This is a genomic window from Candidatus Baltobacteraceae bacterium, assembly GCA_036489885.1.
Classification (GTDB): domain Bacteria; phylum Vulcanimicrobiota; class Vulcanimicrobiia; order Vulcanimicrobiales; family Vulcanimicrobiaceae; genus JAFAMS01.
Genome location: DASXEW010000001.1, coordinates 55678 through 82373 on the forward strand (window position 1 = coordinate 55678; position 26696 = coordinate 82373).

The window sequence follows — 26696 nt, forward strand, 5'->3', positions numbered from 1 at the left end:
TACGAAGAGCGCCGCTAGTAGAAGAGAGCTCGCGGCACGCGAAATGGGACCCATAAGCACCCATCCATCGTACTCGCCACTATGGGAATCCCCTGGGAAACACGTCAGCATCTTCCAAGGAACAGCCGCTACCATCGGGACGGAGCGCCTACTGAATATGGATTCCACGCCACCGGGAGCCCGCGTTCTGGTCGTCGACGATGAGGTCGCTATCCGGGATCTCTTGGAGTATGGCTTAGCGCAAGCCGGTTTCGACGTCCGCTGCGCGCGCGACGGACGGGCCGCGCTCGATACGGTGCGCGCGTGGACGCCCGAAGTAATAATCCTCGACGTCATGCTGCCTGAGGTTGACGGTTTCACGTTGTTACCGGCCTTGCGGCGCCTGACGGATGTCCCGATCGTGATGCTCAGCGCGAAGACGGCGACCGCGGAAAAGATTACCGGCCTTTCGCGCGGCGCGGACGATTACTTGGCGAAGCCTTTCGAGCTCGAAGAGCTCGTCGCGCGTTTGCACTCGGCATTGCGCCGGCCACGTTTGCAGCAGCGCGAGACATTTCGTTATAACGACCTCGTGCTGGACGTCTCGCGACGGGCGGTCTTCCGCGGGAAGCGGCGTATCGAACTCTCGACGCGTGAATTCGACTTACTCTTAACCTTCGTTCAGCATCCCGAGCGTGTGTTCACGCGCGCGCAGCTGCTCGATCTGGTCTGGGGCGTCGATCGCGACGTCGTGCCGAATACCGTGGAAACCTACGTCTCGTACCTGCGAGCGAAGATCGATAGTGGTGAGGAGACGAAGCTGATTCAGACATTGCGCGGCGTCGGGTACGTCTTGCGGTCGACGCCCGGTTGATGCCGAACATCGGACGGCGCTTGCTGCTGATCGCAACCGTGGAAGTTGCGGTCATTCTCGGCGCGCTCGTCGTTGCGTTCGCGATCTTTGCGTTTAGCTCATACGTTGGTGCGATCGGCGCGGACCTGCGCGCGACGTCGATGCAAATTCAGGACGAAATTCCAACTAATGCACCCTTGAATGCGGTCGAGATGGCGCGCGCGGTCGGCAACCGCTACCTGCGCGGCGACGTACTGGTCGTATTTGTCGACGGCTTGCGTCGCGTTTCGCTTTACCGCAGTCCGCGGCCGGACACAGCGCCCGAGCTGCTGGAGCGGACCCGCGGCGATTTCTCGGCTGATCCGAAAGCGACCGGCCCCTTCGCGCAGCCGATCCTCGGACTTACGTACGCGTTCGGTCTGCAATGGGTCCGCTCGCGCATCGACGGTGTTGACGTGATCGTACGCCCCAACGACGTCGTCTTGTTTTCGGCTGTCGATCGCTTCATCTTTCCGCTCATCGTGGCCCTGATTTTTGCGGGTCTCGTTGCCTTCGCAATCGCCCGCATCTTGACCCAGCAAATGCTGCGACCGCTCGTCGCGGTGACGGGGGCGCTCGAGCGCTTTGCCTCAGGCGATCTTACGCCGCAGCCGATCGGCGCCGATCCCCGTCAAGAATTCGGCCGCTTGGCGATTGCGTATAACGGCGCGATCGAACAGATGGAACGCGCATTTGCACAACGCGACAGCGCTAATGCATCGATGCGTCAGTTCATTGCCGATGCCGGTCATCAGCTGCGAACGCCGCTCACGGTGATCCGCGGGTTTCTCGGGATTTTGCTTCGGGGAGAGTTGCGAACTCCAAGCGACCGCGAGCGCATTTTGCAGACGATGAGCAGTCAGACGCAAATTATGGCGTCCCTCATCGAGAAGCTCATGTTGCTCGAACAGTGGGAAAGCGTCGGTTCGACGAGTGTCGAGCCAATCGACGTCGGCCAGCTCGTCAGCGACGTCGCGCTTCCCATTGCAGAGGCCAATTCCGAACGCGTACTGCGGATCGCGGCGTATCCTGGGCCGCTTGCGGCTATCGACCCGAGCGACCTCACGCACGCGGTGACGAACCTGCTCGACAACGCGCTGAAATACACGAGCGGTGCAATCGATGTCGGGGTCCGTTTCGAGAACGGACACGTCGCCGTCGACGTCGCCGACCAAGGACCCGGCATCGACTCGGCCGCCGCAGTCCATGTCTTCGACCGGTTCTACCGGGGCGACAACCGCGACGTCCCGGGCTCCGGACTGGGATTGGCGATTGCCAAACGCGCCATCGAACGAGCCGGCGGAACCCTGACGCTCGAGAGCGAGCCGGGGAGCGGCTCGCGTTTCACGATCACGCTGCCGCGAATTGCTGTGACGGCCCCCCTCTAGCCTGACAACCCGGTCCGGTGGTACGCTTGGGTCGGGGTGTAAGCATGCTAGCGGAACTCGTCGGGTGGTATGCCGGGCGCGAGGAAAATCGTCGCAGGTATCCACGTCTTAAACGCGATTACGACGCACAGTATTCACTGGACGCGGGCCACTCGTGGCGCCCGCTCAAAGGCGTCGATCTGACCGGCGGCGGGATGTGCGCGAACAGCGAGCGCGAGATTCCAAGCGTCATCGTCGATATTGCGATGACGCTGCAGGGTAAGAACGTCCGTCTGCGAGCACAGCCGATCTGGCACACGGACGTCTCGCAAGGCAACAGGCGCACCATCTGTTATGGTTTTCAGTTCACGAGCCTCGGTGGCGGCGATTGGGACGCAATCATGCAGTGGATCACAGGATCCGATTCACCCGAAATGGCGAACATGCCGTCGGCGCGCATCGACGAATCGGAGATCGCCCATCTCGTACCGCGCGATTTACGCGAACGGCTGCTGAACGAGCTCGTGCAGCGCAATCGCTTGGACCGCAAAACGTCGCCGACCGCGCAGTTCGATTACGGGGGCATCACGCATTTGAACGGTCACGCAATGCACAGGTTGACGGTTCATACAAAAATCAAGACGCCGCCGGCCAACGAGATGCGCTATTCGACGCGCTTCTTGTGCGACGAATCCGGCGATGAAATCGTCGTCGTAAACTAGTCGTGCCCGACCGGCGTTAAACTTACTTCGTCGATGATCTCGCCGGCGCGAGTGGTCGCGCGGTCGAGTGCCTTCGAATCTGCATCGTTCCACGGGCGCGTTCCGTAAACGGAGATCCAGGCGGCCGGTTTCCCGCCGCGAACGATCTCGGATTTTGCGATTTCCGAACCCTCACCGCCGGCGCGCTTCGTTTCGGCTGCCGGTTTCGACGGCTCGAAGCCGAACGACGCCATGTCGACGTGAATTGCGGCGCGACTCGCGTGCGTCGCGACGAGTAGTTCCTTCAGAACCTCGGTAATCTCGGCGTTGAAGCTTGATATCATGAGCGGAGGCAACGCGCCTTTCGTGACCTGCGCGTGAAGCGTGTGCCAGTCGTCGAGATCGTTGAGCAACGTGGCATCCAGAATGCTCTCGTCGTCCAGCCCGACGAACGCGCGCTGAACCTTGGCCATCAGTAACGGCTTTTTGCGGCGTATGCTCTCGTTGTGCTTGCGAATCGTTTCGGCGTCGAGGTTCTGAGCGTTCTTACGAACCCAGGCTTCGGTCTCCATGTACGTCGGATGTTGCGTGCTGACGAATTCGATGAATGCGTCACGATCGAATCCGAGCGCATTAGCGGTAGTCTCGTCAAAGCCGCCCGTCCCGTGGCGGTAGCCGGCCGGAAGCCGGCCACTCGCGTGGAGCAAGACCTTCAGCCACATCCGTGGCAGGTGGCAGACCCCGAGGGGCCCGACCGCCGAGGTGCTGACGATGGGAACGACGGGCGGCGCGCTGCCGTTTTTCGAGGTTGCCATGGCGGGCCGCCTTTGCGTGCCAGGCACCTGGCACCTTGCAGCCACACGCTGGGGTTGTGGCAAAGCTGTACTTCCGCTATTCGGCGATGAACGCCGGCAAGTCGACCGCCCTTCTGCAGGTCGCGCACAACTATGAAGAGCTGGGACGCGAGGTCGCAATCTTCAGCTCGCATCTCGACGATCGTTTCGGCATCGGGCAGATCACGTCGCGCCTAGGGATTCAGCGACGCGCTGCAACGTTCGACTCCAAGTTCGATTTCTCCGAAGCGTTCGAATCGCGCTCCGTCGATGAATTCGCGTGCATCCTCGTCGACGAGGCCCAATTTCTCACGCGTGAACAAGTGCGGCAGTTGCACCGCATCGCGCACGTCGGTGAGATTCCAGTCATCTGCTACGGAATCCGCAGCGACTTCCTCGGCGAGCCCTTCCCGGGAGCCGCGTATCTGCTGACGCTCGCCGATAGTCTCGAAGAGTTGAAAACGGTGTGCCCGTGCGGGCGCAAGGCGACGATGAATCCGCGCGTCGACGCTTGCGGTAACCGGATTACGCTCGGCGAACAGATCGGCATCGAAGGCGAGCATAATTATATCTCGCTGTGCGGCGCGTGTTTTTATAAAGACAATGCGGCGGTCCCCCGGCTACGCGCCTTCGGCTCTACCCTAGGGATGACAAAAGGGGCTTAACGCTCTTCGCGTCGCCGAGATCCCAAAAGAGCGACGTCATCATCAGCAACGCTTCACGCGCTACCGACGCGAGCAGATGCTCGTTGACCGCGTGCTGCGAGCACGCCGGATAGGAGTGTGGAATCCAGATCGTCGGCAAGCCGAGGTCGTGCGCGAAAACGGCGTTCGGTAACGAGCCGCCGAGATTCGGCAAGAGCGCGATGTCTTTGTTCGTTGCACTCGCAAGCGATTCGGCAATCCACGCCACCCACGGATTATCCGGATCGAGACGCGTCGCATCGAAGTAGCCTTTTTTCGCGCGTTGCAATTGGACGACGGCAAAGCCGCGCGCATCCAGATGCCTGCGAAGCGCGGGCAAGAAACCTTCGGGATCGCTGCCGACGACGAACCGAAGCGAACAATGCGCGCTCGCTTTTCCGGGAATTGCATTGACCGGCCGCTCGGGATTGCCCGCACCGAAGGCCAAAATCTCGAACGTGTTCCAGCCGTAGACTTTCTCGGGCGGTGAAAGTCCGGGTTCTCCCCAGTCCGGGTCTATCTCGGGCGAATCGTCGCCTTCGCCGATCGCGAGATCGCGCACCAGCTCTCGCACGCGTTTGGGCAGCTCGCGCGGAAGCCAGCCGTCGACCAGGATCTGTCCGCGCGGACTCGTTATCGTTGAAAGCGCGTGCGATAAGATCACGGCGGGATTTGCAAGCGCACCACCCCAGTTGCCCGAATGATGCGAGCCTTCGCGCAGATCGACCGTCATGTCGAAATTGAATGAGCCGCGATTGCCCAAAAAGATGGTCGGACGTTCGGCTGTGATGCGCGGACCGTCGGAACCGATGAAGACGTCGGCTGCGAGCGCCGCTCGTTCGCGAATGCAAACGTCGCGCAGACCGGGTGAGCCGGCTTCCTCGCCGGTCTCGATCAGAACCTTACAGTTGAAGCCAAGGCGTCCACGTGCCCGGACGACGGCTTCGAGCGCCGCGATGTTGATCAGATGCTGGCCCTTGTTGTCGGCTGCACCACGGCCGTAAAGACGATCGCCTTCGCGCACCAGCGTCCAGGGCGAAAGGCCCTCGCGCCAACGGCCTTCCATCCCCATTACGACGTCGCCGTGACCGTACGTCAACACCGTGGGGAGCGACGTGTCTTCGATGCGCTCGGCAAAAAGAAATCCGCCCGCTCGCGGATTCGGATTGTCCCAGACGCACGCGGTGAAACCGGCGCGCTCGAGTGAGGGCGCAAGCTCGTCTTCGAGATAGGCGCGCATGACGTCCACGCGAACGTCGGCTTGGCTCTCGGTTGGAATCGCAACGCGGCGCGCGAGATCGGCGACGAAATCTCCGCCGTCGAAATAGGCCGCGGCTAGTTCTAGAGCCCCGTTTCCTGCCAAGCGTCCCAGCCGCCGCGCATGTGCACGACATCCGAAAAGCCTTCACGCTGCAGCAAGCTGACGGCGATCGAGCTGCGATAACCGCTCTTGCAGTGTACGGCGATCGGACGGTTCGGATCGAGGTCGCGCATGGTTCCGATCAGCCGGTTGAGCGGCATGTGCACGGCGCTTGAAAGATGGCCCGACGACCATTCGGCCGGCCGCCGTACGTCGACGACCTGCACGTCCGGCTTCTTGATGGCGGATGCGAACTCCGGCGGATCGAGGAGTGCCACCGACGCGACCGGCATGTTCGCCGCTTTCCAGGCTTTCATGCCGCCCGACAAAAATGCCGTCGCGCGGTCGATGCCGACGCGCGCTAATCGCAATTGCGATTCGCGCACGCGCTCTTCGTCTTCGGCCACGACGATGACGTCGTTCTCGAGTCCAACGATTGTGCCGGCCCATACGGCAAACTGTCCATCGAGGCTGATGCTGATCGAACCCGGAACGTGCCCCGCGCCGTACGCGTCTTCATCGCGTGTGTCCAGGACGATGGCGCCGGCTTCGTGCCGTGCGCGAACGTCCTGCGGTGAGAGCGGCTGAGGTGCTTGCAGCTGATCGAGCGGCGTTGCGCCTTTGCGATTCAGCTCGACGTCCGTCGCAAAATAACCGGGACGGTCGGGGAGCTCGGAGGTCAATAGTTCGACAAACGACGCTTTGTCGGGAGCTTGCAGCGCATAATTCGTCTGACGTTCGCGACCGATCGTCGAGCTGCGATCGGTGCTCATCGCGCGACCGCACAGCGAACCCGCGCCGTGCGCGGGAAATACCGCAACGTCGTCCGGAAGCTTCATGAGCTTGCCGTGCAGGCTGTCATACAACATTGCGGCGAGGTCTTTGGGATCGCCACCCAAATCCGGACGGCCGACGTCGCCGATAAACAGCGTGTCGCCGGTGAGTACCATCGCCGGCTTTGCCAATTCGTCTTGGACGACGATGCTGATGCTTTCCAGCGTGTGTCCCGGCGTCTCGAGAAACGCAAGGCGGCAATTGCCGACAAGCAGCTCGTCGCCTTCATGTACATCGACGTGCGGAAACGTCGCGTGGGCACGGGCGCCGAGATAGATTTGTGCGCCCGTGCGTGCGGCCAGCTCTTGATGTCCGCTTACGAAGTCGGCGTGTAGGTGCGTCTCGATCACGTAGCAGATCTTGAATCCGTGTTCTTCGGCTTCGCGCAGATAGATTTCGACGTCGCGTTGAGGATCGACGACGGCTGCGACGCCGTCGGAACCGATGAAATACGATGCATGCGCAAGACAGCTTAGAAAAAACTGTTGAAAATACACGGCTCGCCTCCGCAATGGGATTGCGGTGGTATCCAGGCGCCTAAGGCCGAATTCCCTGCCGCGTGAATATCGTGATTACCGGCGGCAACGGCTTCATCGGCCGGCGTCTCGTCCGACGCCTCTTAAAGCGTCCTGAGCTAAAGCGGCTCGTCCTTTTCGACGTCGCCGTTCGAGGTGGCATCGACGACCCACGCGCTGAGGAAATCGCAGGCGACGTAGGTGATGCCGCGACCGTTGCACGCGTCATCGCAACCGGAACGACGAGCATCTTCCATCTCGGCGCGGTTGTCAGCGCAGGCGCCGAGGCCGATTTCGATCTCGGAATGCGCGTCAATCTCGAAGGCACACGTAACGTCCTTGAAGCCTGCCGGCGGCTCGGAACTTCACCGCGGCTGGTTTTCGGAAGCAGCGAAGCCGTTTACGGCGGCGCATTGCCGGCCGTGATCGACGACGACACACCGCTCTATCCGCAGACGTCGTACGGCGCGCAAAAAGCATGCGGCGAGCTCTTGATCAGCGACTACAGCCGTAAGGGCTTCATCGACGGGCGCTCGCTGCGATTCCCGACAATCGTCGTGCGGCCGGAACCGAACCTCGCGGCGTCGACCTTTACGTCGACGATCATCCGCGAACCGCTTTCGGGTCGCGCGACCGACTGTCCGGTGAGCAGCGATTCGGTGATGACGTTGATGTCGGTCGAAAAGCTGCTCGATTGCATCGAGCTTGCGCACGAGCTTCCCGCAGCGGAATTCGGAACGCACCGCTCACTCTTGCTGCCCGCAATTTCCGCATCGGTCAGCGACATCATCGAAGCGGTCCGGCGCGCGGGGGGAGCCCAAGCCGCCAACCGTATTACGATTCGTCCGGATCCGAAGATTCAGCGAATCGTCGACACGTGGCCGCGCGCAGTATTCGCGCAACGTGCGACCGCGCTCGGGCTCACAGCCGACGCGAGCGTCGATGCGATAATCGCATCGTATCTTGCCTCTTTGCCATCCCGAGCGTAGCGGCGCCATTGTCATCCCGAGCGTGGCGGCGCCATTGTCATCCCGAGCGTAGCGGCGCGCGGCGCCGCGTAGTCGAGGGGCGCGAGACAGCAATCCGGGTCGCGTAACGATCGTCGCAAATTGCGGGCACGATCGTGCCCTCGGTCTTCTCGCATCGTTTCGCGGCCGGCGTGATTCGGGCGCGTCCCTCGACTGCGCGCTCCTGCGGAGCGCTACGCTCGGGATGACAACATTGGCGCAATCGTGCTTTTTGAAGTGGCCCTTTGCGATGGGTGGCTGGCATGCGGGGATCGAACGTGCGCCCGGTCATCGTGCACGTGCGCCCGGTCATCGTGCACGTGCGCCCGGTGATCATGCGAGCGTTATCCTGACGCCTTATGCGCCCAAATAGAACCGTCGGCGAATTTTACGCGGACGATCGAGCACGCGTCGGGCTCGTCGCGCCAGTAATTGGCGCCGGCGAAATTCGGAAACATCGTCTTGATTTGCACGCCTGGACTGAAGTTGCCGGCATCGGTCATGAGCTCGGTGCGATTTGCATAGCTGACGCGCAGCGTCACTTGCGTTGCGGCTTGTGAGGCGCGATTCACGAAGGTGACCGCGACTCCGGCAGCCAGCGGCTGAGCCGGCGCGGGCTTATCCGGCATGATCGGCATCGCCATTGGCACCCGGCAACTTTGCAGATCGACTGGTGCGGTTTGCATCGCGAGCATCAGAACAAAAAGAAACACGGGGGAACTTTCGTTCCCCCGTGCGTTTGGTTTTAACCTGGTCTACGTTAGAACGCGAAGAGCGTTTGGAGGTAGATAGCGTTCTTGGTGTCGCCGGAGATATAGCATCCGGGGCACGTCGAGCTACCTGCCGGAATTGCAGTACCGTTCAGGATCGTATGACGCTGAAGGATAATCGCAATGTCCGCGTTGTTCGCGATCTTGTAGTGCAAGCTACCGTAAACGATCTGGTAGCCCGCCGGGTTGCCGACATAGATCGGGAAGTAGGTCGTGGTCGACGTGATGCCGCCCTCGACTGACTCACCGTTGAAGCCGGTCGCGATGTAACCGATGTCACCCCATGGCGTGCCTTTTCCGCCGGCGTTGTTGCCGAGCGTCACGACGCCCCAGAGGCCGTTGGGTTGTGACCACGTCGCGCCCGTGAACGGGTCGTTTCCGAAGTGGTGCACGCCTTCAACGTTGACGTGGAGATAATCGCTCATGCGATAGGTCAGGAACACTGAGCCGAACGTCATGTTCGTTCCGTGGAACGCCGGGCAGCCCGTCGTCGTCAGCGTTGCCGCTAACTGGATGCCGCAGTATGCGCCGGTGACTTGCGTACCCGTGATTGTGCTCAACACGGGGGCACCTTTCACGAATCCGTTACCCGATGCCTGATAGACCATCGGAGCCGAAGGATCCCAGAGCGTTTCGGAGTTGCCGATTTCCGAGACCCATGCTGCGCCGATGTTCAAGTGCTTCGGCATGATGTCGTAGCTGACTTGACCCCAGAGCTGCTGCTGCGTGATATGCGTAGCATTGCCTTGAAGTGAAGGCTGTCCGACACCGTAACCGCCTTCGATCCGCAACGTTGCCAGCGGTCCGCTCGTCGGAGCGTAACCGATCAGGCCGCCGTTGAAGTAGTCGGAGTAGGTCAGGTTGACGGGTTGTCCGCCGAGGTCGCTGCCCCCGTCGCCTTGGACGAGACGTCCGCCCTGCACGTAGAAGCCGCCGGGCGTGTGCCACGTCAGCTGCGCGATGTTGAGGCGGAACGTTTCATTCGAAGGATAGTCCGAGCCAACCGGACAGGTCGTCGCGCTCGCAGGGAGCGGAGCGGCCTGAGCCGCGAGGCTCGTGCAGTAGAACGGAGCGCTTCCCGAATTACCGATCGTCGCTGCCGGAGCGCCGTAGTTCGGCGTTTCCATGTAGTAGCGATTTTCGAGACGGAAGATGTAGCTGACGTTCGGATCGATGTCGCCCGTGAAGAGCAACCGGTTGACCATATAGGCCGTACCGTACGTTTCCGAACCGGTATACGACGCGTTTTGTCCAGCGACGCCGCCCGGGCTTCCGAGCGAGTCGTTGCTGACGAGACGCGTTCCCTGAACGATCGCACCGCCGGCCGGTGCGTTGATCGCCATGCCGTTCGTCGTCGAACTAGCTGCCGGACCGTTGAAGGCCGACACCGAGTCCTGATACGAGCCAGGCGCGCGCAGGAAGGTGTACAGGTGGAATTGTTGCCGCTTGAGCAGCGTCGAATCCGCCCGCTCGGCGGCATCGATCGCTGCAACCTTGGTATCGAGCGCGGCTACGTGATCTTGCACTGCCTTGAGCTCGGCACCGAAGGCATCGACGAGCTTTTTGAGCGTCGCGATGTCGGCTGCATTCTGTTTCTGACCAGCCGCGATTTGTGCTTCCATCTTATCGACGGCGCGATTGATCAGGACGGCCATCTCATAGCGCGTCATCGGGCGGTTGCCCTCGAACTTGCCATTCGGATAGCCTTCGACAAGACCGTCGGCGGCGAGCGCCTTTACGGCTTGGTACGCCCAGCTATTAGCCGGAACGTCTGAGAATGGATTACCGCTTTGAGCAACAGCCGTGCCGTTGCTGTCGTCTTGCGTGGCCTGTTGCGCGAACACGGGGCTCGTGCACATTGCTGCTATTCCTAGTAATATCGCAGCGACCCGCAAGCCGACGATGAGTCGGCGTAGTTGTGACAAGTTTGTACCCTCTTACAAACGTGCGAAGCGAGACCCAGCAACCCGAACCGTCGTTCGGGCCCCTAGTGTCTCTTCTATAACCTTTGGTAGCTTGCTTCGCTATTTAAAGAAATGACCAAAGTCACTCTTCAGCGACTTTTCCGGTCGCCTGGTCGTTCTTGGGGGGTGAGAATCCCTCCTGGGAGCTTAGATTGAGAAACGCTCACCTTCTTGCCTTGTTAGCCGTAGGAGCAGCCTTAATTCTGGGGCTGGCGGCCTGGGCGGCTGTCCAAATCAGGGCCCACGAGAACCTGGCTTACGATTTCCGGTTGACGGACCAGGACGGGAAGCCGTTCCGGCTCTCGGACGAGCGCGGGCATGCCGTCGCGATCTATTTCGGCTACACGCGCTGCACGGACACGTGCTTGACGACCATGGCGCACCTGGCAAGCGCCCGCCGGACAATGGGACCCGCCGGCGCACAGACCCGCGTTCTCTTCGTCACGATCGATCCGGACCACGATACGCCGAGCCTATTAAAGGAATACTTGGCGCACTTCGACCCGTCGTTCGTCGGCCTCACGGGGACCCGGGCCGAGCTTGCGCCCGTCTATCGCGCCTATCACGTTGCGTTCGAGGTGGCGCCGAAATCGCAGCGCGCGGGCGATCCGTTCGAGATGCACACCTCGATGGTTTGGATCATCGATCGCAACGGGCATCCGGCCGGTTTTGCCGATTCGAGCGACTCCACGAGCGCGCTTGCGCAAGATTTGAGGGAAGCTTCGTAGCTCTGCCCTAAATTACGACCATGGGAGGAGTGCTCGACCTCCGCAGCACGCCGTCGTGGGAACGTCACGGTCTCGTCCTTAGCGCGTTCTCCGATATGCGCGACCACGACACGCTGCAAGTGATCTACGAGTACGATCCGCTTCCGCTCCGCCGACGTTTCGAAGATGCGCAGGCACAACGCTACGTTTGGCTGCAGCGGCGGCTCGGTAGCGAACATTGGGAAGTCTCGCTTCGCAAACTGCCGGCATCGGCAAACGGATCGATCGCGGATTTCATGACCCGTTGTCCCATCTTCGCCACCGCCGCGCAATCGACGCACGCTGCTCTTGCGTTCGCCGCGCAGTCGCGCGTGCTTCCACGCAAAACGATCATTGCCGAACAGGAAGCGTCGTGGCCTTTCTTGGGTGTGGTGCGAAAGGGCAAAGTGTTTGCGATCGTTGGAACGCCTGCCGGGCGCGAGCAAATTCTTTTCGAAGCGCTCGAGACCGAAGTCTTCGGCAACAATGCGATTCTCGACGGCGGCTCGACTTTTTCGCGCTTTGCGACACTCTCGGACGCAGCCGAGATCCTGTTGTTCCCGAAATTGGTCGTGCTCCAATTCGCAGAAGCTGATTCGCGTTTTGCGCTTGCGCTCGCGGCATCCTCAACCCAGCAGATGCGTACGATCGTCGATCTCGTGCACGGGCACGTATCGAAGAAAACGATCGCACGCGTCGCAAGTGCGCTCGTTCCATACGCTCCGAGCGAGAGCGGTCTGGCGCCGGTGGACCCCGTTCACTTGCCCTCGTTGCGCCTCACGCAGATCGCGGCGGCCACCGGCAGTGTCAAGGAAGTCGTGGCGCGCGCCGTTGCCGATCTCGAGCTGGCGAGTGCAATTCGTCGTGTACGCGGCCGCATCGCTTATATCGACCGTTTGAAGTTGACCTCATTCGCCTCGTAGACGAAGCGCGCCGGCAAGAACGCCGCGCACGTTCGCGGCGGCTGGTGCGGCGTTCGATGTTATTCGTTCCGGCCAATGTTCCGCGTTACATCGAGCGCGCGCACGAACGCGGCGCCGATGCAATCATACTCGATCTCGAAGATTCGGTACCGGAAAGCGAAAAGGGGTCGGCTCGAACCGTGTTGCGTGCGGCATATGCCGGCGTGAGCCGCAATGGCGCCGACGTCTTGGTGCGTGTCAACAAACCGTTCGAGCAGCTCATTTTGGATTTGGACGCCGCGATCGCTACCGGCGTCAACGGGATTCTCTTTCCGAAGCTCGAGACGGCGCAAGAGCTGGCGATTCTCGATGCACTGATCCACGAGCGAGAGCTTGCGGCAGGCCTATCGTCCGGATCGGTCGGCGTGCTGTGCGCGATCGAAAGTGCGCGCGGCGTCTTGAACGTCAACGAGATCGTCGCGGAGTGCGAGCGCGTAGAGCGCGTCTTCGGTATCTCGTACGGCGCAGAAGATGCAACCGAGGAGCTCGGCGTCGAGACCACGCTCGAAGGCTGGGAGCGCTTCTACGGCAACGCGCTTTCGGTGCAAGCCGCTGCGGCAGCCGGAGTTCAAGCCTACGGACGTCTCGGCAGCGCCTTCGATTTTCGCGACTTGACCGAATATGAAGAGTCGGCAGTCCGCTCGGCGCAATTCGGGTTCAAAGGCGCGTCGTGCATTCACCCGGCGCAAGTTCCGGTGCTCAACCGCGCGTTCTCGCCGAGCGCCGAACAAGTCGAGCGCGCGCATAAGACGATCGAGCTGATGCAAGAAGCGTTGCGAGGCGGGCGCGCATCCGCGAGCCTCAATGGGCGCATGATCGATACGCCGACGCTGCGGCGTGCCGAGCGCATTCTGGAACGTCAGGCAGCAATCGAGCAGAAGGAGGCGCGTAAGGTCGCGAGATAGGTGTCGCGAGGAGGGTTCACGTGACGAAACGCTTATCGCTCGGGTTCGTTTCGGTTATCGTCGTCGCTGCCGGCATTGCGACGCTTTTCTCCGGAATGCGCGCGCACGCCGCGCCGCCACCCATCAAGATCGGGGTCATCGTTCCGCTGACCGGAGTATCGGCTCCGAGCGGACAGGCGATGAAAGCTGCGATCGAGCTTGCTGCCAAGATCGTCAACGAAGGCAACAGCAAGGATCTCGCTCCGCTACCGTTGACCTCGTCGGCCGGATTACCGAATCTCGGCGGCGCGACGATCGAACCGATCTTTGCGGACAGCCAAGGCAATCCGTCCGTCGGGCAAACGCAAGCCGTGCGTCTGGTCACGCAAGAGCACGTGGTTGCGCTATTCGGCTCGTATCAATCCGGCGTCACGAAGACGACCAGCGAAGTCGCGGAGCGTTACGGGATCCCATTCGTGTGCGGTGATTCCGTCGCAGCCGACCTGACCGAGCGCGGCTACAAGACGTTCTTCCGCGTCACGCCCGCGATTACGGAATTCGCGAAAGTCTACATGTCGTTCTTCGACGATCTGAAGAAGCAAGGCAAAAACATCAAAACGATTGCGGTCGTCCACGAGAACACGGACTACGGAACTGCCGTCGGCGACGCAATGGAAGCCGTAACCAAAGGCACGGCCTATCAAATCGTCGCACGCATCCCGTACACGGCCAGCGCAACCGACCTTTCGGCTGAAGTGAACCAGCTCAAAGCCAAGAAGCCGGACGCGGTGCTCTTCGCGAGCTACACGTCCGACTCGATCCTGTTTGCCAAGACGATGAACGAGCTCGGCTTCACGGCGCCGGCGATCATCGGCGATGATTCAGGATTCGTCGATGGTACGTTCCTGAAAACGTCGTCATCGATCATGGAAGGCGCAATGAGCCGCTCGTCATGGGCGCCGCCCAAACCCGGAACGCCGGCCTATAAGATCAATCAGATGTACAAGGCGATGGGTTTCGACTTCGATACGTTCGAGGCGGCCGCGCGCGACATCCAGGGCTTCTGGGTGCTGATGGACGCGATCAATCGCGCCAAATCGACAAACCCGGATGCGGTCATCGCTGCGTTGCACGCGACGAATCTCTCGCCCCAGCAGCTGCTCTTGCCGTATCACGGAGTGAAGTTCGACGCAAAGGGACAGAACTTCGAGGGCGCAGCCATCATGGAGCAGATTCAGGGCGGCAAGTACGTCGTCGTCTGGCCTGCATCGTACGCGCAAGCCAAGCTCGAGTGGCCGTTCGTCGGCAAGAAGTAACACGTCATTCAGCTCGTCCAAATCCTCATTGACGGGCTGCTCTTAGGTGCCGTTTACGCGCTGATCTCAGTCGGCTTGACGCTGATCTGGGGGATGATGAACGTCCTCAACTTCGCGCACGGCGAGTTTGTAACGCTCGGCATGTTCACGGCCTTCCTGGCGTTTTCGTTTTGGCATACGGGACCGCTCGTATTCATACCGCTGGCGGCAATCGTGCTTTTCGTCATCGGTCAGGTCGTTTATTACGCGCTGATTCGTGACGTGATGCGCGGCCCGATGTTCGCACAGGTCCTCGCGACGTTCGGCTTGCTGTTGTTCATCCGGTACATGCTCTTCTGGATATTCTCGCCCAACTATCGAACCTTGCCCTCGACGTTGCTGGGCGGTACGGCGCATATCGACGGGTTGTACGTCAGTTATCCGAAGCTGATCGCCGCGCTGGTTGCGATCGCGCTCACCGCCGCCGTATACTATCTCCTGGTTCGCACGCAGATCGGCAGTCAAATGCTCGCAGTCGCGGAAGATCGTGAGGCTGCGCGTTTGATGGGCATCGATCCCGACCGGGTGCAAGCACTGGCGTGGGGAATCTCGGCGGCATGCGCAGGCGTCGCCGGAGCACTGCTTGCAACGTTCTATTATATTTCGCCTGAGGTCGGCGGGACGTTCGTACTGTTCGCATTCGTCGCCGTGACGCTCGGCGGTTTCGGGAGCGTGCCCGGCGCAATGCTGGCCGGACCGATCATCGGTGTCGTGCAGGTCGCGACGGGATACTACACGAGCCCACAATTCGCCGAGATCGCCGTGTTCACGCTGTTCATCTTGGTCTTGTGGCTGCGTCCGCAAGGTCTGCTCGGCCGAAGCATCGGGGGAACATGACGCGGCCGCGTCTCACGCTCATCGTCTGCGCGCTGGCTCTCGTCGTTTACCCGTTCATCATGACGAGCACGTTCGGTCAACGGGTCGGCGTGCTGGTGCTTCTTGCGGCGCTTTCGGGAACCGCTTGGAACATCGTCGGCGGTTACGCAGAACAGGTTTCGATCGGTCACGCCGTGTTCTACGGCATCGGCGCCTACGTGCCGCTGCTCTTCTATACGCAGACTAAGGGCAATCCGGTTCTGATGATTCCGTTTGCCATGGCGCTCGCGGCGCTCGTCGCGCTATGCATCGGAATTCCGACCTTCCGGCTACGCGGGCATTATTTTTCGATGGCGACGCTGGCACTCGGTGAGCTCTTCCTGCTGGGCGTGACGATTACGCCGGCGCTCGGTGGCGCCAGCGGTCTCTCGGGGCCGGTCGAGCAGAATCCGTGGGAACTTTCGATGCGCAGCCCGCTGCCGTACTATTACGTCCTTCTCGTCGCGCTTGCGCTGATGATCGGTCTCGTTGCCTGGCTCGAACGTAACCGCGTCGGTTATTATCTACGCGCCATCCAATCCAGCGAGCGCGCAGCGCGAAGCCTGGGTGTGCCGGTTTATCGCTACAAGCTGATCGCATTGATGATCAGTGCCGCGTGCACGGCGCTGGCAGGGTCGTTCTACGCGCTTTTTGTCGGCTTCGTCAATCCGGACAGCGTTTTCGGACTGCTCGTTTCCGTGCAGATGGTAATCGTCGCAACGCTCGGCGGCGCGGGCACGCTTTACGGCCCGCTGCTTGGGGCTGTGATTCTCGTTCCGACGCAAGAGTGGGCAAATGCTACCTTCGGCGGAGGTGGAACCGGACTGTCGTACGTCGTTTACGGCGCCGTCATCATGGTGCTCACGCGCTTCGAACCCGGCGGCTTGCTCGGTCTTTGGAACCGGTTGCGATTCCGTGCTGCTGCAAGCGCGTAATCTTTCGAAGCTGTTCGGCGGTCTCGCTGCGGTCAACGACGTTTCGATCGACGTCGGGCCAAACGAGATCGTCGGCTTGATCGGACCGAACGGCGCAGGAAAATCGACGCTGTTCAACTGTTTGGCCGGCGACTATCGTCCGACGAAGGGTTCGATCGTCTTCGACGGCGTCGACGTAACGCGAGCGGAGCCGGAGCGCCGCGCGCGCCTCGGCATCGGGCGGACGTATCAAATTCCGCTCGCATTCGGGCGCATGAGCGTCGTCGATAACGTTGCGGTCGGGGCGTACCTTCGGGCGCGAACGCGTGCGAGTGCTATTGCGAAGGCTCACGAGATTCTCGCGCTGGTTGGACTCTCGGAGCGTCGCGACGCGTTCGGCGCTACGCTCGGAACGCTTGGACGCAAACGCCTCGAGATCGCACGTGCCCTCGCCACCGGGCCGCGCGTCTTGTTCTTGGATGAAACGCTTGCCGGGCTTACGCCCGTCGAGACCCAGGAAGCGATCGAGCTCATACGGCGCGTCCACTCATCGGGTATCGCGCTCGTGATCGTCGAGCACGTCATGGAAGTCATCATGGCGCTTGCGCAGCGCGTCGTGGTGATGGACGAAGGAAAAGTCATCGCGTCCGGTAGCGCGGAGGACGTCGTGCGCGATCCGCGCGTTGCGGAAGCCTACCTCGGACGGCGAGCACAACGATGAGCCGTCTGCGCGTCAACAATATCGAAGTTCGTTACGGGGACCTCATCGGCGTCTCGCATGTATCGCTCGAGGTTCCTACCGGCGCCGTCGTGGCATTGATCGGCGCGAACGGATCGGGAAAGAGTACGACCCTCCGCGCAATCATCGGTCTCTCGACGCCGAGCGCGGGAACGATCGAATGGGACGATCGGCGAATCGACGGAATGAGTGCGAATGCAATCATTCGCTGCGGTCTGACGCTGGCGCCCGAAGGCTGGCGTCTTTTTGCGCAGCAGAGTGTCGAGCAGAATCTCCGTCTCGGCGCGACGATCTTGCGAAGCCGGACGCGAACCACCGAGCTCCTGACACGCGTCTACGATCTCTTTCCGCGATTACGCGAGCGCTACGCGCAAATCGCCGGGACGCTCTCAGGCGGCGAGCGCCAAATGCTTGCGATCGGACGCGCCTTGATGTCGGATCCGCAGCTTTTGATGCTCGACGAACCGAGCCTCGGCTTAGCGCCCGTGATCGTCGAGCGGCTCTACGATACGATCGCGCAGCTCGCGCGCGATGGGCTCACGCTGCTTTTGGCCGAGCAGTCGATCGAGCAGGCCTTGGATGTTGCAACGTACGGCTACGTGTTGCAGGCCGGAGCCACGATCATCGAGGGCAAGCCGGAGGATCTGCGCGCCGATCCCGCAGTTCAGCACGCATATCTCGGCGTCTAGCGCTTGTGGGCACGCAGCGTTTCGCCGACGAGTAGCATGACGATCGCTCCACCGCCGACGCCAATGATCCACGCAAGCAAACCTTCTCCGACGGGTCCGGAGCTTTCGACCGAGTAGCCGCCGATATCCGGCGGATGGCGAAGGGTTATTACGTACGCGACGAGCGCATCGAGATCGTTGCCTGAAATCAGACGAGCGTCGAAGCGCGGCATGATCCCGGGTCCGAACCGAACGGCTTCCGCTACCTCCGTCGCATCGACGTCGTGCAACGCAGGCGCGATCCAACCGTACCCGGTGGTGGCGCCGGTTCCGAGCGCGCCGTGACAGGCTTGACAGTTGTTATCGAAGAGAACGCGTCCGCGTTCGAGCGCATCCGAGTGTGCGACGGTTGGAATCGGTGGGCCCGAGCCTGCGCCACGCGCAAGGGTGTACCCCACGATTGCGTCGATCTGCTGAAGCGTAAGTTGCGGCGGAGCAGGGAGTGCTTCCGTATCCGGAACTTCGAGCGGCATCCGTCCGGTTCGCAACATGAAATCGACCGCCGCTGCACCCGTGTGTTGCAAACTTGGGCCGTTCGTCGTTCCGTGCAGATCGGCACCATGACACGAGCTGCAGTGCACGGCGTAAAGAATGCCGCCGGCCGACGTTGCGGCTGCCATGAGCGCGGCTGCGAGAAACGCGATCATGGCGTCGGGATGCTTTCTTCTTCGAAGCCGCCTTCAGACGTTCGAACCAGGAGCACGCGGTTTGGTTTGCCCGCAGCATGACGCCGCTGCAACTCCCGGCACACCAGCCACGCGATCGCGGCGGCGAAGAACGGCAAGATAACGGTCGCCATGCGGTACGCCCACGCGATCGTTTGAATATCCATCTGTCCGATTCGTGCTTGTACGTCATCGCTCGCTGCTCCGAGCAGCAGCGCGATGTACGTCGCCAAGCCGGCTCCAACCGCAACGCGTCCGGGATTCTGCCACGGAAACTGCAGGAGCTCGTGCTCGGCGTCATCATGCGTGAATCGTTGTTCGATGAACGGCCACGCGAATAAGAACGCGAACAAAACTCCAGGCATCACGACAGCCGGCCAAAATGGCGCTGCAATTGAGTGATTGCCGAGTCGAATCGCGAAGCGCGGCGCGATGCGCAGCGCGCCTTCGAGCCAACCGATGTACCAATCGGGTTGCGCGGGGGACGCGAGCGTCCACGGATCGTACGGTCCGTACTCCCAGACCGGATTGATTTCGATCAACCCGCCCATCAACAGAAGAATGCCGAACGTCGCCATCGTCAGTGCAGCCGATTTGAGCGCGTAGTTCGGAAAGAGCGGCGAGCCGACGACGTTTCGTTCCGTGCGGCCTTCACCCGGAAACTGCGTGTGCTTTTGATGCCACAGTATCGCGACGTGCGCGCCGAGCAACGCCGCGATGGCGGCCGGCAAAAACAGAACGTGAATCGGAAAGAGGCGCGAGGTGACGTCGTGCGTCGGAAAGGCCCCGCCGAAGAGAAGCGTCGCGAGCCAGGTTCCGACGAGCGGGATCGAGAGCGCAATCGAATATGCAATTCGTAGGCCTCCGCCCGAGAGATTGTCACCCGGAAGCGAGTAGCCGGTGAAGCCGTCACCCATCACGAGCAGCAACAGCGTCAGGCCAATGATCCAATTGATCTCGCGTGGCTTGCGAAACGCGCCGGTGAAGAAGATGCGTCCCATGTGCACGACGATCGCGGCCACGAACACGTCGGCGCACCAGTGGTGCGCCTGGCGAATCAAGAGGCCGACCTTTGATTGCAGCGAGAGCTGCAACACCGATGCATAGCCTTCGGTCATCGTTCGGCCGTCGAGCGAGCGCATTGAGCCGTGGTAAACGACCGTAGCATCCGAGGGATGGAAGAAGAATGTGAGATAGGTACCGCTGAGCAGGATGAAGAGGAAGCAGTTCGCGGCCAGCTCGCCCAGCATGAACGACCAGTGATCCGGAAACGCCTTGCGCAGGGCGCGCCGCAAAAAGGACGATGAGCCAAGGCGATCGTCGAGATAGTTGACGAGCCCGCGAATCACGCGCCGTGATCCCAGTTGTCGGGACCGATGAAATCCGACATCTCTCCGCCGGCGCGCAAGTTTCCGTCCGAGTCGATATTCAAGGGAAGCTGCGGCAACGCACGAGCGGCGGGGCCGAACACGACGCTGCCGCCGTCCAGCACGTTGAAGATCGATTGGTGGCACGGACACATCAGCTGCTGCGGTCCTTGCCGATAGAGTCCTAGCGGACAGCCAAGGTGCGTGCAGATTTTCGAGTACGCGAGATATCCAGCGGGTGCCCAACCGGAACGCGCAGCCGGAAGCTTCAGCTCATGCGGTGTCACGCGCACCACCATTACGGCATCGCTGGCCATGCTCTCGATCTTCTCACCGCCGACGAAGCCTTCCGGAAATGCGGTCGCGACGCTTCCGATCTCGAGAGCATCCGCGCGTAACGGCGTTCCGTCGTCGCGCACGAGACGCGCGCCTTTGCGCCAATCGCTCGCGCCGATCCGTCCGCTCGGGTTCGGACCGAACGTGCGTATCGGAAAGAGCGCCGCGATTCCGAGGACACTGACCGCGGCGAGGCCTAGGCGTACGAGCCAGTTCTTGCGCGCGGTAATCTGCCGCACGCCGCTTTCGAGCTCATCCAGCGTCGCGTCGCGGTCGTCATCCGTTGAGCGCTTCGGATGCTGTTCGTCGACGGCGGTCGCGTTCGGCATGAAATTGCGGCTCCAGACGATCAGTGCGCATGCGACGGAGAGACACGCGACGCCCAGGCTTGCGCCTTCGATCTGCGTGCTCGCATCCAGTGCAAAGCCTGCCGCGAACGCGACGCTTGCAACGATTGCGAGCAACAGCCACAACGCAGCCACGATCGTCACCGGATGAAGTAGATCATCGGCCAGATACCGAGGAACCAGACGAAGAAAACGAAGTGCCAATAGTAGCCGATGGCCTCGGCGCCGGCTGCATCCGCGCCGACGAACGCCGATCGGTTTGCGCCCCAAAATGCATAGATCAGCGCAATCACGCCGGCCGCGACATGCAAACCGTGAAAGCACGTGACGCCGAAGTACACGGAGCCGTATGCGGACGTACTAATTCCGAAGCTGTTCGAGATCCACCCGTGAATCGCGATCGCGAGAAAAATGACGCCACAAGCGATCGCTCCGCCGAACCACGATCGGGCCGCCAGCTGCCGTTCGTTGCGAACGTTGCGGACCGCGAAGTAGACGAACAAGCTCGAGATGCCGAGGAAGAACGTCCCAACGGTCGATTCGAGCGTGTCGAGATGAACGTATGGCGGCGGCCAAACCGCAGTGCGTCCGCGCAAGTCGAAATACGTCGCGAACCATGCTGCGAAGAACATGAGCTCCGACCCGAGGAACAGGACCACGCCGAGTATCAGCGCATGTCCTCGGACTTCCAGGCGCCCATCTCGAGCGCGATAGCCTATCGGTGTGGACACGCTCCTCGGTATCTACCCGCGGAATTGCGCCGTTACGCCCGGCGGTTCGGGTGCCTCTTAGTGGGTAGGAACAAGCCAGGATGCAGCCAGCCACGGTGCAAGCCGGCGAGCTCCGCAGTGTCTGGGAAGTTTTCATTCTCGCAGGCATTGCGGTGTACGCAATTGTCGCGGGGTTGATCGTGTGGTGCGCGATTGCGTACCGCAGGCGCGACCCTGCCCAGAAACAAGGCGCGACGTTTCACGAAAACAAGCCGCTCGAGTTATTGTGGACGGTTATCCCAATCCTGATCGTCATCGGCTTGTTCGTGAAGACGTACGTGGTCGAAGCCAAGGTCGAGACGGTGGTGCCGAAGCCGGATGAGATCGTCAACGTCTCCGCCTACCGCTGGTCGTGGCGCTTCGCGTATCCTCGGCACAACCTGGCGGTAAACGGAACGCCGCGCGCTTCGCCGGTCATGATGCTTCCCGTGGACGCAACAACGCAGATCAATTTGAGGTCGGACGACGTCATCCACGAATTCTGGGTGCCCACATTCATGTTCAAGCGCGATGCCGTACCCGGGAGGCCGACGTCGTTCGACCTACGCCCAATGCGCGTAGGTACGTATCGCGGCGAATGCAGCGAGTATTGCGGTACCTTTCACGCCCAGATGGGATTTACGGTGCGCGTTCTTTCGGCAGCCGACTACGCGCGTTGGCTGGCGGAGCACAAATGATCGGGTGGCTGATCACTACCAATCACAAGAGGATCGGCATCCTCTACATGGTGACGAGCCTCGCGTTTTTCTGCGTCGCGGGGTTCTTGGCCGACCTGATACGTGCGCAGCTCGCGGTTCCCAACAATTCGCTCGTCAGCGCGCACGTTTTCAACGAGGCGTTCACGATTCACGGGACGGCGATGATCTTTTTGTTTATCGCGCCGTTCGGCTTTGGTCTCGCGAACTATCTGGTGCCGATTCAAATCGGCGCCCCAGACGTCGCGTTCCCGCGGATGAACGCCTACTCGTACTGGATGTACCTGCTCGGCGGACTGACGATTCTTTCAGGGTTCTTGACGGTAGGCGGCGCTTCCGACGTGGGTTGGTATGCGTATGCGCCGCTCTCCGAGCTTCACGTCGCCGGCGGCGCGGGCGAGGATCTGTGGATATTAGGGGTAACGCTCACCAGCATTTCGTCGATCGTTACGTCGATCAACTTGATCGTCACGATCCTTGTCTTTCGTGCTCCGGGGATGTCGATGTGGCGCATCCCGATTTTCTGCTGGGACATGCTCGCGACCGCGCTGATGGCAATCATGGCGTTTCCGTCGCTGACGGCCGTGCAATTCATGCTGCTGCTCGACCGGCATCTCGACGCAAAATTCTTCAATCCGGCGGGCGGCGGCGATGCGATTCTCTACCAGCATTTGTGGTGGTTCTTCGGGCACCCCGAAGTCTACATCATGATCTTGCCGATGTTCGGTGCTATCAGTGAAATAATTCCGGTGTTTTCACGCAAGCCGATCTTCGGGTACAGCGGTCTTGCGATTTCAGGAATTGCGATCGCCGGATTGTCGATGACCGTCTGGGCGCATCACATGTTCACGACGGGCGCCGTGAACGATCCGTTTTTCTCGGCGATGTCGTATGCGATCGCCGTTCCGACCGGAATCAAGTTCTTCAACTGGATCGGTACGATGTGGCGCGGCGCGATCACGTTCGAGACGCCGATGCTTTTCGCGGTCGCATTCATGCTGAATTTCTTGGTCGGTGGAATCACAGGAGTGATGGTCGCTTCGCCACCGATCGACTTTCAAGCCCAAGGCAGCTACTTTCTCGTCTCACACTTTCACTACGTGCTCGGCGGTGGCTCGATGTTCGCGATCTTCGCGTCGCTCTATTTTTGGTGGCCGAAGATTTGGGGTGTGAAGCTCAACGAGACGCTTGGGAAGATCCACGCCTGGTTCATGTTCGTCGGCTTCAACGTCGTGTTCTTTCCAATGATGCTGCTCGGCGTGATGGGGATGCCGCGCCGCGTGTTCACCTACCCGAATCTCCCGCACTGGGGCGAGCTCAACTTCATCGAGACAATCGGCGCCGCGATCATAACGGTCGGCACGGGGGTGTTTGCCTGGAACATCATCGTCTCACACGTCTTCGCGCGCGAGAAGCAACCCGACGATCCGTGGGGCGCAGGCAACGCGCTCGAATGGGCGACCACGTCGCCTCCGCCCGAATTCAATTTCAAGTCGCTGCCGCCGATCCGTTCGAAGCGTCCGGCGTTTGATTTACACCATCCGGAATTCGCGAAGGATTCGCCCCGGTGACGATCGCCTTGCGTGTCTTTGCGCTCTCGATGGCATTCGGGCTCGTCGTTTCGGCGGCGTATTGGTTCGATACGCGCGAAGCGGCCGGGACGATTCTCATCGGCGTTATGGGGCTTGCATTTGTTTGGGTGATTTCATATCTGCTCGGAACGCGCAAATCGACGCACTATGACGGCGACGAGCAACGCCTGCCTTCAGAGCTTGCCGGGGAGCACATCGGCATTTTCGCCGCCGAATCACCGTGGCCAATCGTGCTCGCACTCGCCAGCGCGGCTCTTCTGATCGGAATCGTGCTCCACCCAATGTTGGGTGTATTTGCGATTTTGGCCGTGTTCATCATCATGTGGCAGCTCGTGCGCGAGAGTACTTAGTGCAGGTTCAACACGATCCAAGTAGCGAGTGACGCCGTCATGATCGCAAAGAGAATCCAGCCCAGCGCGTTGCTGAGCGGAGAGTTGGCATGGCGTCCCATGACGCGCGAGCTGCGCGCCAGATTGATGACCATGAACACCATCACCGGCGAGATGATGCCGCTCAGAACTGCCGAGTAGAACAGCAAGCGGAACGGCGGTATCGGCAACGCGTTGACGAGCAATCCTGCAAGCGACGTGCCCACGATAATCCAATAGAACGTCGGCTCTTTCGAAGGACGCTCTGCAAGACTGCCGGGTAAGTCGAGAGCGCCGGTAACGGCGTATGCCGAGCTGGCCGCGATTACCGGGATCGAGATCAAACCGGCGCTCATGATGCCGAGCGTGAAGAGGGCGAACGTCGCGTTGCCGGCTAGTGGCCGCAAAGCTTGCGCGGCTTGCGCGGCCGTGTCGACGGTCGTGATGCCGTGCGCGCCGAGCGTCAATGCCGAGGCGAGAATGATGAAATACATGACCAGATTGGCAACGAACATGCCGAAGGCGGTATCCCAACGCACGAAAGCGAGGTGTAACTGACCTTCGGACGGGCGCTCGCCCTCGTGCGAGATCGCGTGCTCCTGAACGAGCTCCTCGACTTCTTCGCTGGATTCCCAGAAGAACTCGAACGGAGAGATGGTCGTGCCCAACACGGCCACCAGCGCCAGCAAGAAGTCTTTGTCGAAGCGTAGCGTCGGGATGAACGTGGCGCGCAGCAACGCGTGCCAGTCGATCTTGAGGGTCGATGCGGCGGCAATGTACGAAAGCAGCGTCAAGCCGATGACTCGCAAATACGCGACGTAGATAGCGTATGGAATGAAAACGATCAGTGGAATCGTGATGCACGTCGTGATCGCCAGCCACACGAGATACGGGATATGCCAGAGCAGTTGTCCGCTCTGCGCCATTCCGCTCAGATCCGCGCCGATCGTTACCGTATTGACCAGCACTTGCGTGCCGACGAGCACATAAACAATCGGCCGCGCATAGTGACGCCGCATCACGCCGGCGAGGCCGAGTCCTGTAACGCGCCCGATCCGGCCGCACATCTCTTGAATCGCGGAGAGCAGCGGCCACACGAACGGTGCGGTCCAAAGCTGGGCTAGACCGAATTGCGCGCCGGATTGCGCGTAGGTTGCGATCGCGGACGGATCGTCATCCGAGACGCCGGTGATAAAGCCCGGACCGAGCCGCTTGAAGAGGCTCGCGATCGTCATCTATTGACCGCGCGCGATGAAGTAGAACATACCCGCGCACGCGCCCGTCATCAGCACGACAGTGCCCCATCCCCAAGCGCGCGCAACGACCGAGCTGCGCCACTTCCCCATGATCTTTTTGTTGGATGCGAGCCAGACGATGACGGCGAGAAGAGGAACGGCAGCGACGCCGTTGAGGACCGCAGACCAGAAGAGCGCTTTGATCGGATCAACGCGCAGCAAATCGATCGCAATCCCGATGAGGATGCCGGCGATGATGACGATGTAGAATTGCGGTGCTCTCATGAAACGCTGGCTCAGACCTTCGCGAAAGCGAAACGTTTCGCTGACCACGTATGCCGAAGAACACGCCAGGACGGGCACTGCGAGAATGCCGGTGCCGATCATGCCGAGTGTAAAAAGCAGCGCCGCAAAATTTCCCGCCAGCGGACGCAGTGCTTCCGCGGCCTGCTCGGCGGTTGCAATGCCGTGTTTCCCGTGCGCGCCGAGCGTTGCGGCGGTCGTTACGATGATGAAAAGCGCCACGAGGTTCGAGTAGATCATCCCGGCGTTGATGTCGGCGTGGGCGTCGCTAACCGATTGCGCATCGGTCCCCCTTCGGGACGCGAGCGTCGTACGTCCGTGCGCCTTCTCTTCTTCGACCATCAGCGAAGACTGCCAAAAGAAGAGATAGGGCGTGATCGTGGTTCCTAAGACGCCGACCATTGTCGAGAGCCATCCCGAATCGAAGTGTAATTCCGGCACCGCGAGGTGCTTCAGAACCGTTGCCCATGGTGGATGAACGACGAACGCGGTTACGACATAGGCGAAAAGCGTAAGCGTCAACCACTTGAAGACACGCGAAATTTGTTCGTAATCGAAACGAATCTGCGCGGCGATGAGAGCAACGCCGAAGATGACGGTCCACACGACGACCGGCACGGGGGAGAGAAGATGCGCCGCCGCACCCATACCGCCGATGTCGGCACCGATGTTGAACGTATTCGCCACAACTACTATTGCGACGAGTAGATAGACGAGCGGCCGAGGAAGCCGCTTGCGGATTACTCCGGCTAAGCCTTGTCCGGTCACGAGCGCGATTCGCGCGCACATGCCTTGAACGACGGCCATCATTGGCGTTGATATCAGCGTCAGCCATAACATCGAATAGCCGGCGCTGGCGCCGGCCACCGAGTACGTCGAAATTCCGGAGGGATCGTCATCGGCGGCCCCGGTGATCAAACCAGGCCCAAG

General features: G+C 61.0%; 27 protein-coding genes. 16 read left to right on the forward strand and 11 right to left on the reverse strand.

Features of this window, described 5'->3' with window-relative positions:
* Positions 1-157: 157 nt before the first annotated feature.
* From VGG22_00270 to VGG22_00280, 3 genes are read left to right on the forward strand one after another with little or no spacing between them, the layout of a single operon-like run.
* On the forward strand, positions 158-853 hold the full coding sequence (locus tag VGG22_00270; GenBank protein HEY1726795.1) for a response regulator transcription factor: 696 nt from the start codon (positions 158-160) through the stop codon (positions 851-853).
* Positions 853-2259 (forward strand): HAMP domain-containing sensor histidine kinase, encoded by a 1407-nt coding sequence (locus VGG22_00275; protein HEY1726796.1) that lies wholly within the window; start codon positions 853-855, stop codon positions 2257-2259. Before VGG22_00270 ends, VGG22_00275 begins: the two co-directional genes overlap by 1 nt.
* A 44-nt stretch (positions 2260-2303) precedes the next feature.
* On the forward strand, positions 2304-2960 hold the full coding sequence (locus tag VGG22_00280) for a PilZ domain-containing protein (GenBank protein HEY1726797.1): 657 nt from the start codon (positions 2304-2306) through the stop codon (positions 2958-2960).
* Here the strand turns inward: VGG22_00280 and VGG22_00285 are convergent.
* Positions 2957-3754, reverse strand: coding sequence for a DUF5069 domain-containing protein (locus VGG22_00285; protein HEY1726798.1), 798 nt, complete (start codon positions 3752-3754; stop codon positions 2957-2959). The two genes, VGG22_00280 and VGG22_00285, sit on opposite strands and share 4 nt — an antisense overlap.
* Positions 3755-3810: 56 nt before the next feature.
* On the opposite strand from VGG22_00285, the gene VGG22_00290 reads away from it, so the two are divergent.
* Positions 3811-4437 (forward strand): thymidine kinase, encoded by a 627-nt coding sequence (locus VGG22_00290; protein HEY1726799.1) that lies wholly within the window; start codon positions 3811-3813, stop codon positions 4435-4437.
* On the opposite strand, the gene VGG22_00295 is transcribed toward VGG22_00290, so the two are convergent.
* Positions 4409-5818, reverse strand: coding sequence for a M20 family metallopeptidase (locus VGG22_00295; GenBank protein HEY1726800.1), 1410 nt, complete (start codon positions 5816-5818; stop codon positions 4409-4411). The two genes, VGG22_00290 and VGG22_00295, sit on opposite strands and share 29 nt — an antisense overlap.
* Positions 5797-7146: a rhodanese-like domain-containing protein gene (locus VGG22_00300; GenBank protein ID HEY1726801.1), complete on the reverse strand. Its 1350-nt coding sequence runs from the start codon at positions 7144-7146 to the stop codon at positions 5797-5799. Before VGG22_00300 ends, VGG22_00295 begins: the two co-directional genes overlap by 22 nt.
* Before the next feature lie 62 nt (positions 7147-7208).
* Here VGG22_00300 and denD point away from each other — a divergent pair, with 62 nt between their 5' ends.
* Positions 7209-8153: a D-erythronate dehydrogenase gene (gene denD, locus VGG22_00305; protein HEY1726802.1), complete on the forward strand. Its 945-nt coding sequence runs from the start codon at positions 7209-7211 to the stop codon at positions 8151-8153.
* A gap of 362 nt (positions 8154-8515) precedes the next feature.
* Here the strand turns inward: denD and VGG22_00310 are convergent, their stop codons facing one another.
* On the reverse strand, positions 8516-8884 hold the full coding sequence (locus VGG22_00310; protein HEY1726803.1) for a hypothetical protein: 369 nt from the start codon (positions 8882-8884) through the stop codon (positions 8516-8518).
* A 47-nt stretch (positions 8885-8931) separates the two neighbouring features.
* Positions 8932-10800 carry an S-layer homology domain-containing protein gene (locus tag VGG22_00315; protein HEY1726804.1) on the reverse strand — a complete coding sequence of 623 codons (1869 nt, stop codon included), beginning with the start codon at positions 10798-10800 and terminating at the stop codon, positions 8932-8934.
* A gap of 281 nt (positions 10801-11081) precedes the next feature.
* Between VGG22_00315 and VGG22_00320 the strand changes: the two genes are divergently transcribed.
* Genes VGG22_00320 through VGG22_00355 form a run of 8 tightly spaced genes read left to right on the forward strand, consistent with a single transcriptional unit; the run spans position 11082 to position 18049 of the window.
* Positions 11082-11633: an SCO family protein gene (locus VGG22_00320; GenBank protein HEY1726805.1), complete on the forward strand. Its 552-nt coding sequence runs from the start codon at positions 11082-11084 to the stop codon at positions 11631-11633.
* 29 nt (positions 11634-11662) lie between these two features.
* Positions 11663-12574 carry a DUF2249 domain-containing protein gene (locus VGG22_00325; protein ID HEY1726806.1) on the forward strand — a complete coding sequence of 304 codons (912 nt, stop codon included), beginning with the start codon at positions 11663-11665 and terminating at the stop codon, positions 12572-12574.
* Positions 12575-12618: 44 nt separating this feature from the next.
* On the forward strand, positions 12619-13518 hold the full coding sequence (locus VGG22_00330) for a CoA ester lyase (GenBank protein ID HEY1726807.1): 900 nt from the start codon (positions 12619-12621) through the stop codon (positions 13516-13518).
* A gap of 20 nt (positions 13519-13538) precedes the next feature.
* Positions 13539-14813, forward strand: coding sequence for an ABC transporter substrate-binding protein (locus tag VGG22_00335; protein HEY1726808.1), 1275 nt, complete (start codon positions 13539-13541; stop codon positions 14811-14813).
* A 36-nt stretch (positions 14814-14849) separates the two neighbouring features.
* Positions 14850-15689 carry a branched-chain amino acid ABC transporter permease gene (locus VGG22_00340; protein HEY1726809.1) on the forward strand — a complete coding sequence of 280 codons (840 nt, stop codon included), beginning with the start codon at positions 14850-14852 and terminating at the stop codon, positions 15687-15689.
* Complete coding sequence (locus VGG22_00345; protein HEY1726810.1) at positions 15686-16642, forward strand: branched-chain amino acid ABC transporter permease; 957 nt, start codon at positions 15686-15688, stop codon at positions 16640-16642. Before VGG22_00340 ends, VGG22_00345 begins: the two co-directional genes overlap by 4 nt.
* Positions 16623-17342 carry an ABC transporter ATP-binding protein gene (locus tag VGG22_00350; protein HEY1726811.1) on the forward strand — a complete coding sequence of 240 codons (720 nt, stop codon included), beginning with the start codon at positions 16623-16625 and terminating at the stop codon, positions 17340-17342. The genes VGG22_00345 and VGG22_00350 overlap by 20 nt, the downstream gene beginning before the upstream one ends.
* Positions 17339-18049 (forward strand): ABC transporter ATP-binding protein, encoded by a 711-nt coding sequence (locus VGG22_00355; GenBank protein ID HEY1726812.1) that lies wholly within the window; start codon positions 17339-17341, stop codon positions 18047-18049. Before VGG22_00350 ends, VGG22_00355 begins: the two co-directional genes overlap by 4 nt.
* Here VGG22_00355 and VGG22_00360 read toward each other — a convergent pair.
* Genes VGG22_00360 through VGG22_00375 form a run of 4 tightly spaced genes read right to left on the reverse strand, consistent with a single transcriptional unit; the run spans position 18046 to position 21534 of the window.
* Positions 18046-18735, reverse strand: a complete 690-nt coding sequence (locus VGG22_00360) for a c-type cytochrome (protein ID HEY1726813.1) — start codon at positions 18733-18735, stop codon at positions 18046-18048. The two genes, VGG22_00355 and VGG22_00360, sit on opposite strands and share 4 nt — an antisense overlap.
* Complete coding sequence (locus tag VGG22_00365) at positions 18732-20102, reverse strand: cytochrome b (GenBank protein HEY1726814.1); 1371 nt, start codon at positions 20100-20102, stop codon at positions 18732-18734. Before VGG22_00365 ends, VGG22_00360 begins: the two co-directional genes overlap by 4 nt.
* The gene (locus tag VGG22_00370; GenBank protein ID HEY1726815.1) at positions 20099-20947 is read right to left on the reverse strand and encodes a Rieske 2Fe-2S domain-containing protein; all 849 of its coding nucleotides are present in this window, start codon (positions 20945-20947) and stop codon (positions 20099-20101) included. The genes VGG22_00365 and VGG22_00370 overlap by 4 nt, the downstream gene beginning before the upstream one ends.
* Positions 20944-21534 carry a cytochrome c oxidase subunit 3 gene (locus tag VGG22_00375; protein ID HEY1726816.1) on the reverse strand — a complete coding sequence of 197 codons (591 nt, stop codon included), beginning with the start codon at positions 21532-21534 and terminating at the stop codon, positions 20944-20946. Before VGG22_00375 ends, VGG22_00370 begins: the two co-directional genes overlap by 4 nt.
* A gap of 80 nt (positions 21535-21614) precedes the next feature.
* On the opposite strand from VGG22_00375, the gene coxB reads away from it, so the two are divergent.
* Genes coxB through VGG22_00390 form a run of 3 tightly spaced genes read left to right on the forward strand, consistent with a single transcriptional unit; the run spans position 21615 to position 24210 of the window.
* Positions 21615-22250 carry a cytochrome c oxidase subunit II gene (coxB, locus tag VGG22_00380; protein HEY1726817.1) on the forward strand — a complete coding sequence of 212 codons (636 nt, stop codon included), beginning with the start codon at positions 21615-21617 and terminating at the stop codon, positions 22248-22250.
* Positions 22247-23839: a cytochrome c oxidase subunit I gene (gene ctaD, locus VGG22_00385; GenBank protein ID HEY1726818.1), complete on the forward strand. Its 1593-nt coding sequence runs from the start codon at positions 22247-22249 to the stop codon at positions 23837-23839. The genes coxB and ctaD overlap by 4 nt, the downstream gene beginning before the upstream one ends.
* On the forward strand, positions 23836-24210 hold the full coding sequence (locus VGG22_00390) for a cytochrome c oxidase subunit 4 (protein HEY1726819.1): 375 nt from the start codon (positions 23836-23838) through the stop codon (positions 24208-24210). The genes ctaD and VGG22_00390 overlap by 4 nt, the downstream gene beginning before the upstream one ends.
* On the opposite strand, the gene VGG22_00395 is transcribed toward VGG22_00390, so the two are convergent.
* Both VGG22_00395 and VGG22_00400 read right to left on the reverse strand, forming a co-directional pair.
* On the reverse strand, positions 24207-25463 hold the full coding sequence (locus VGG22_00395) for an Nramp family divalent metal transporter (GenBank protein HEY1726820.1): 1257 nt from the start codon (positions 25461-25463) through the stop codon (positions 24207-24209). The genes VGG22_00390 and VGG22_00395 overlap by 4 nt on opposite strands.
* Positions 25464-26684 (reverse strand): Nramp family divalent metal transporter, encoded by a 1221-nt coding sequence (locus tag VGG22_00400; protein ID HEY1726821.1) that lies wholly within the window; start codon positions 26682-26684, stop codon positions 25464-25466.
* Positions 26685-26696 lie beyond the last annotated feature (12 nt).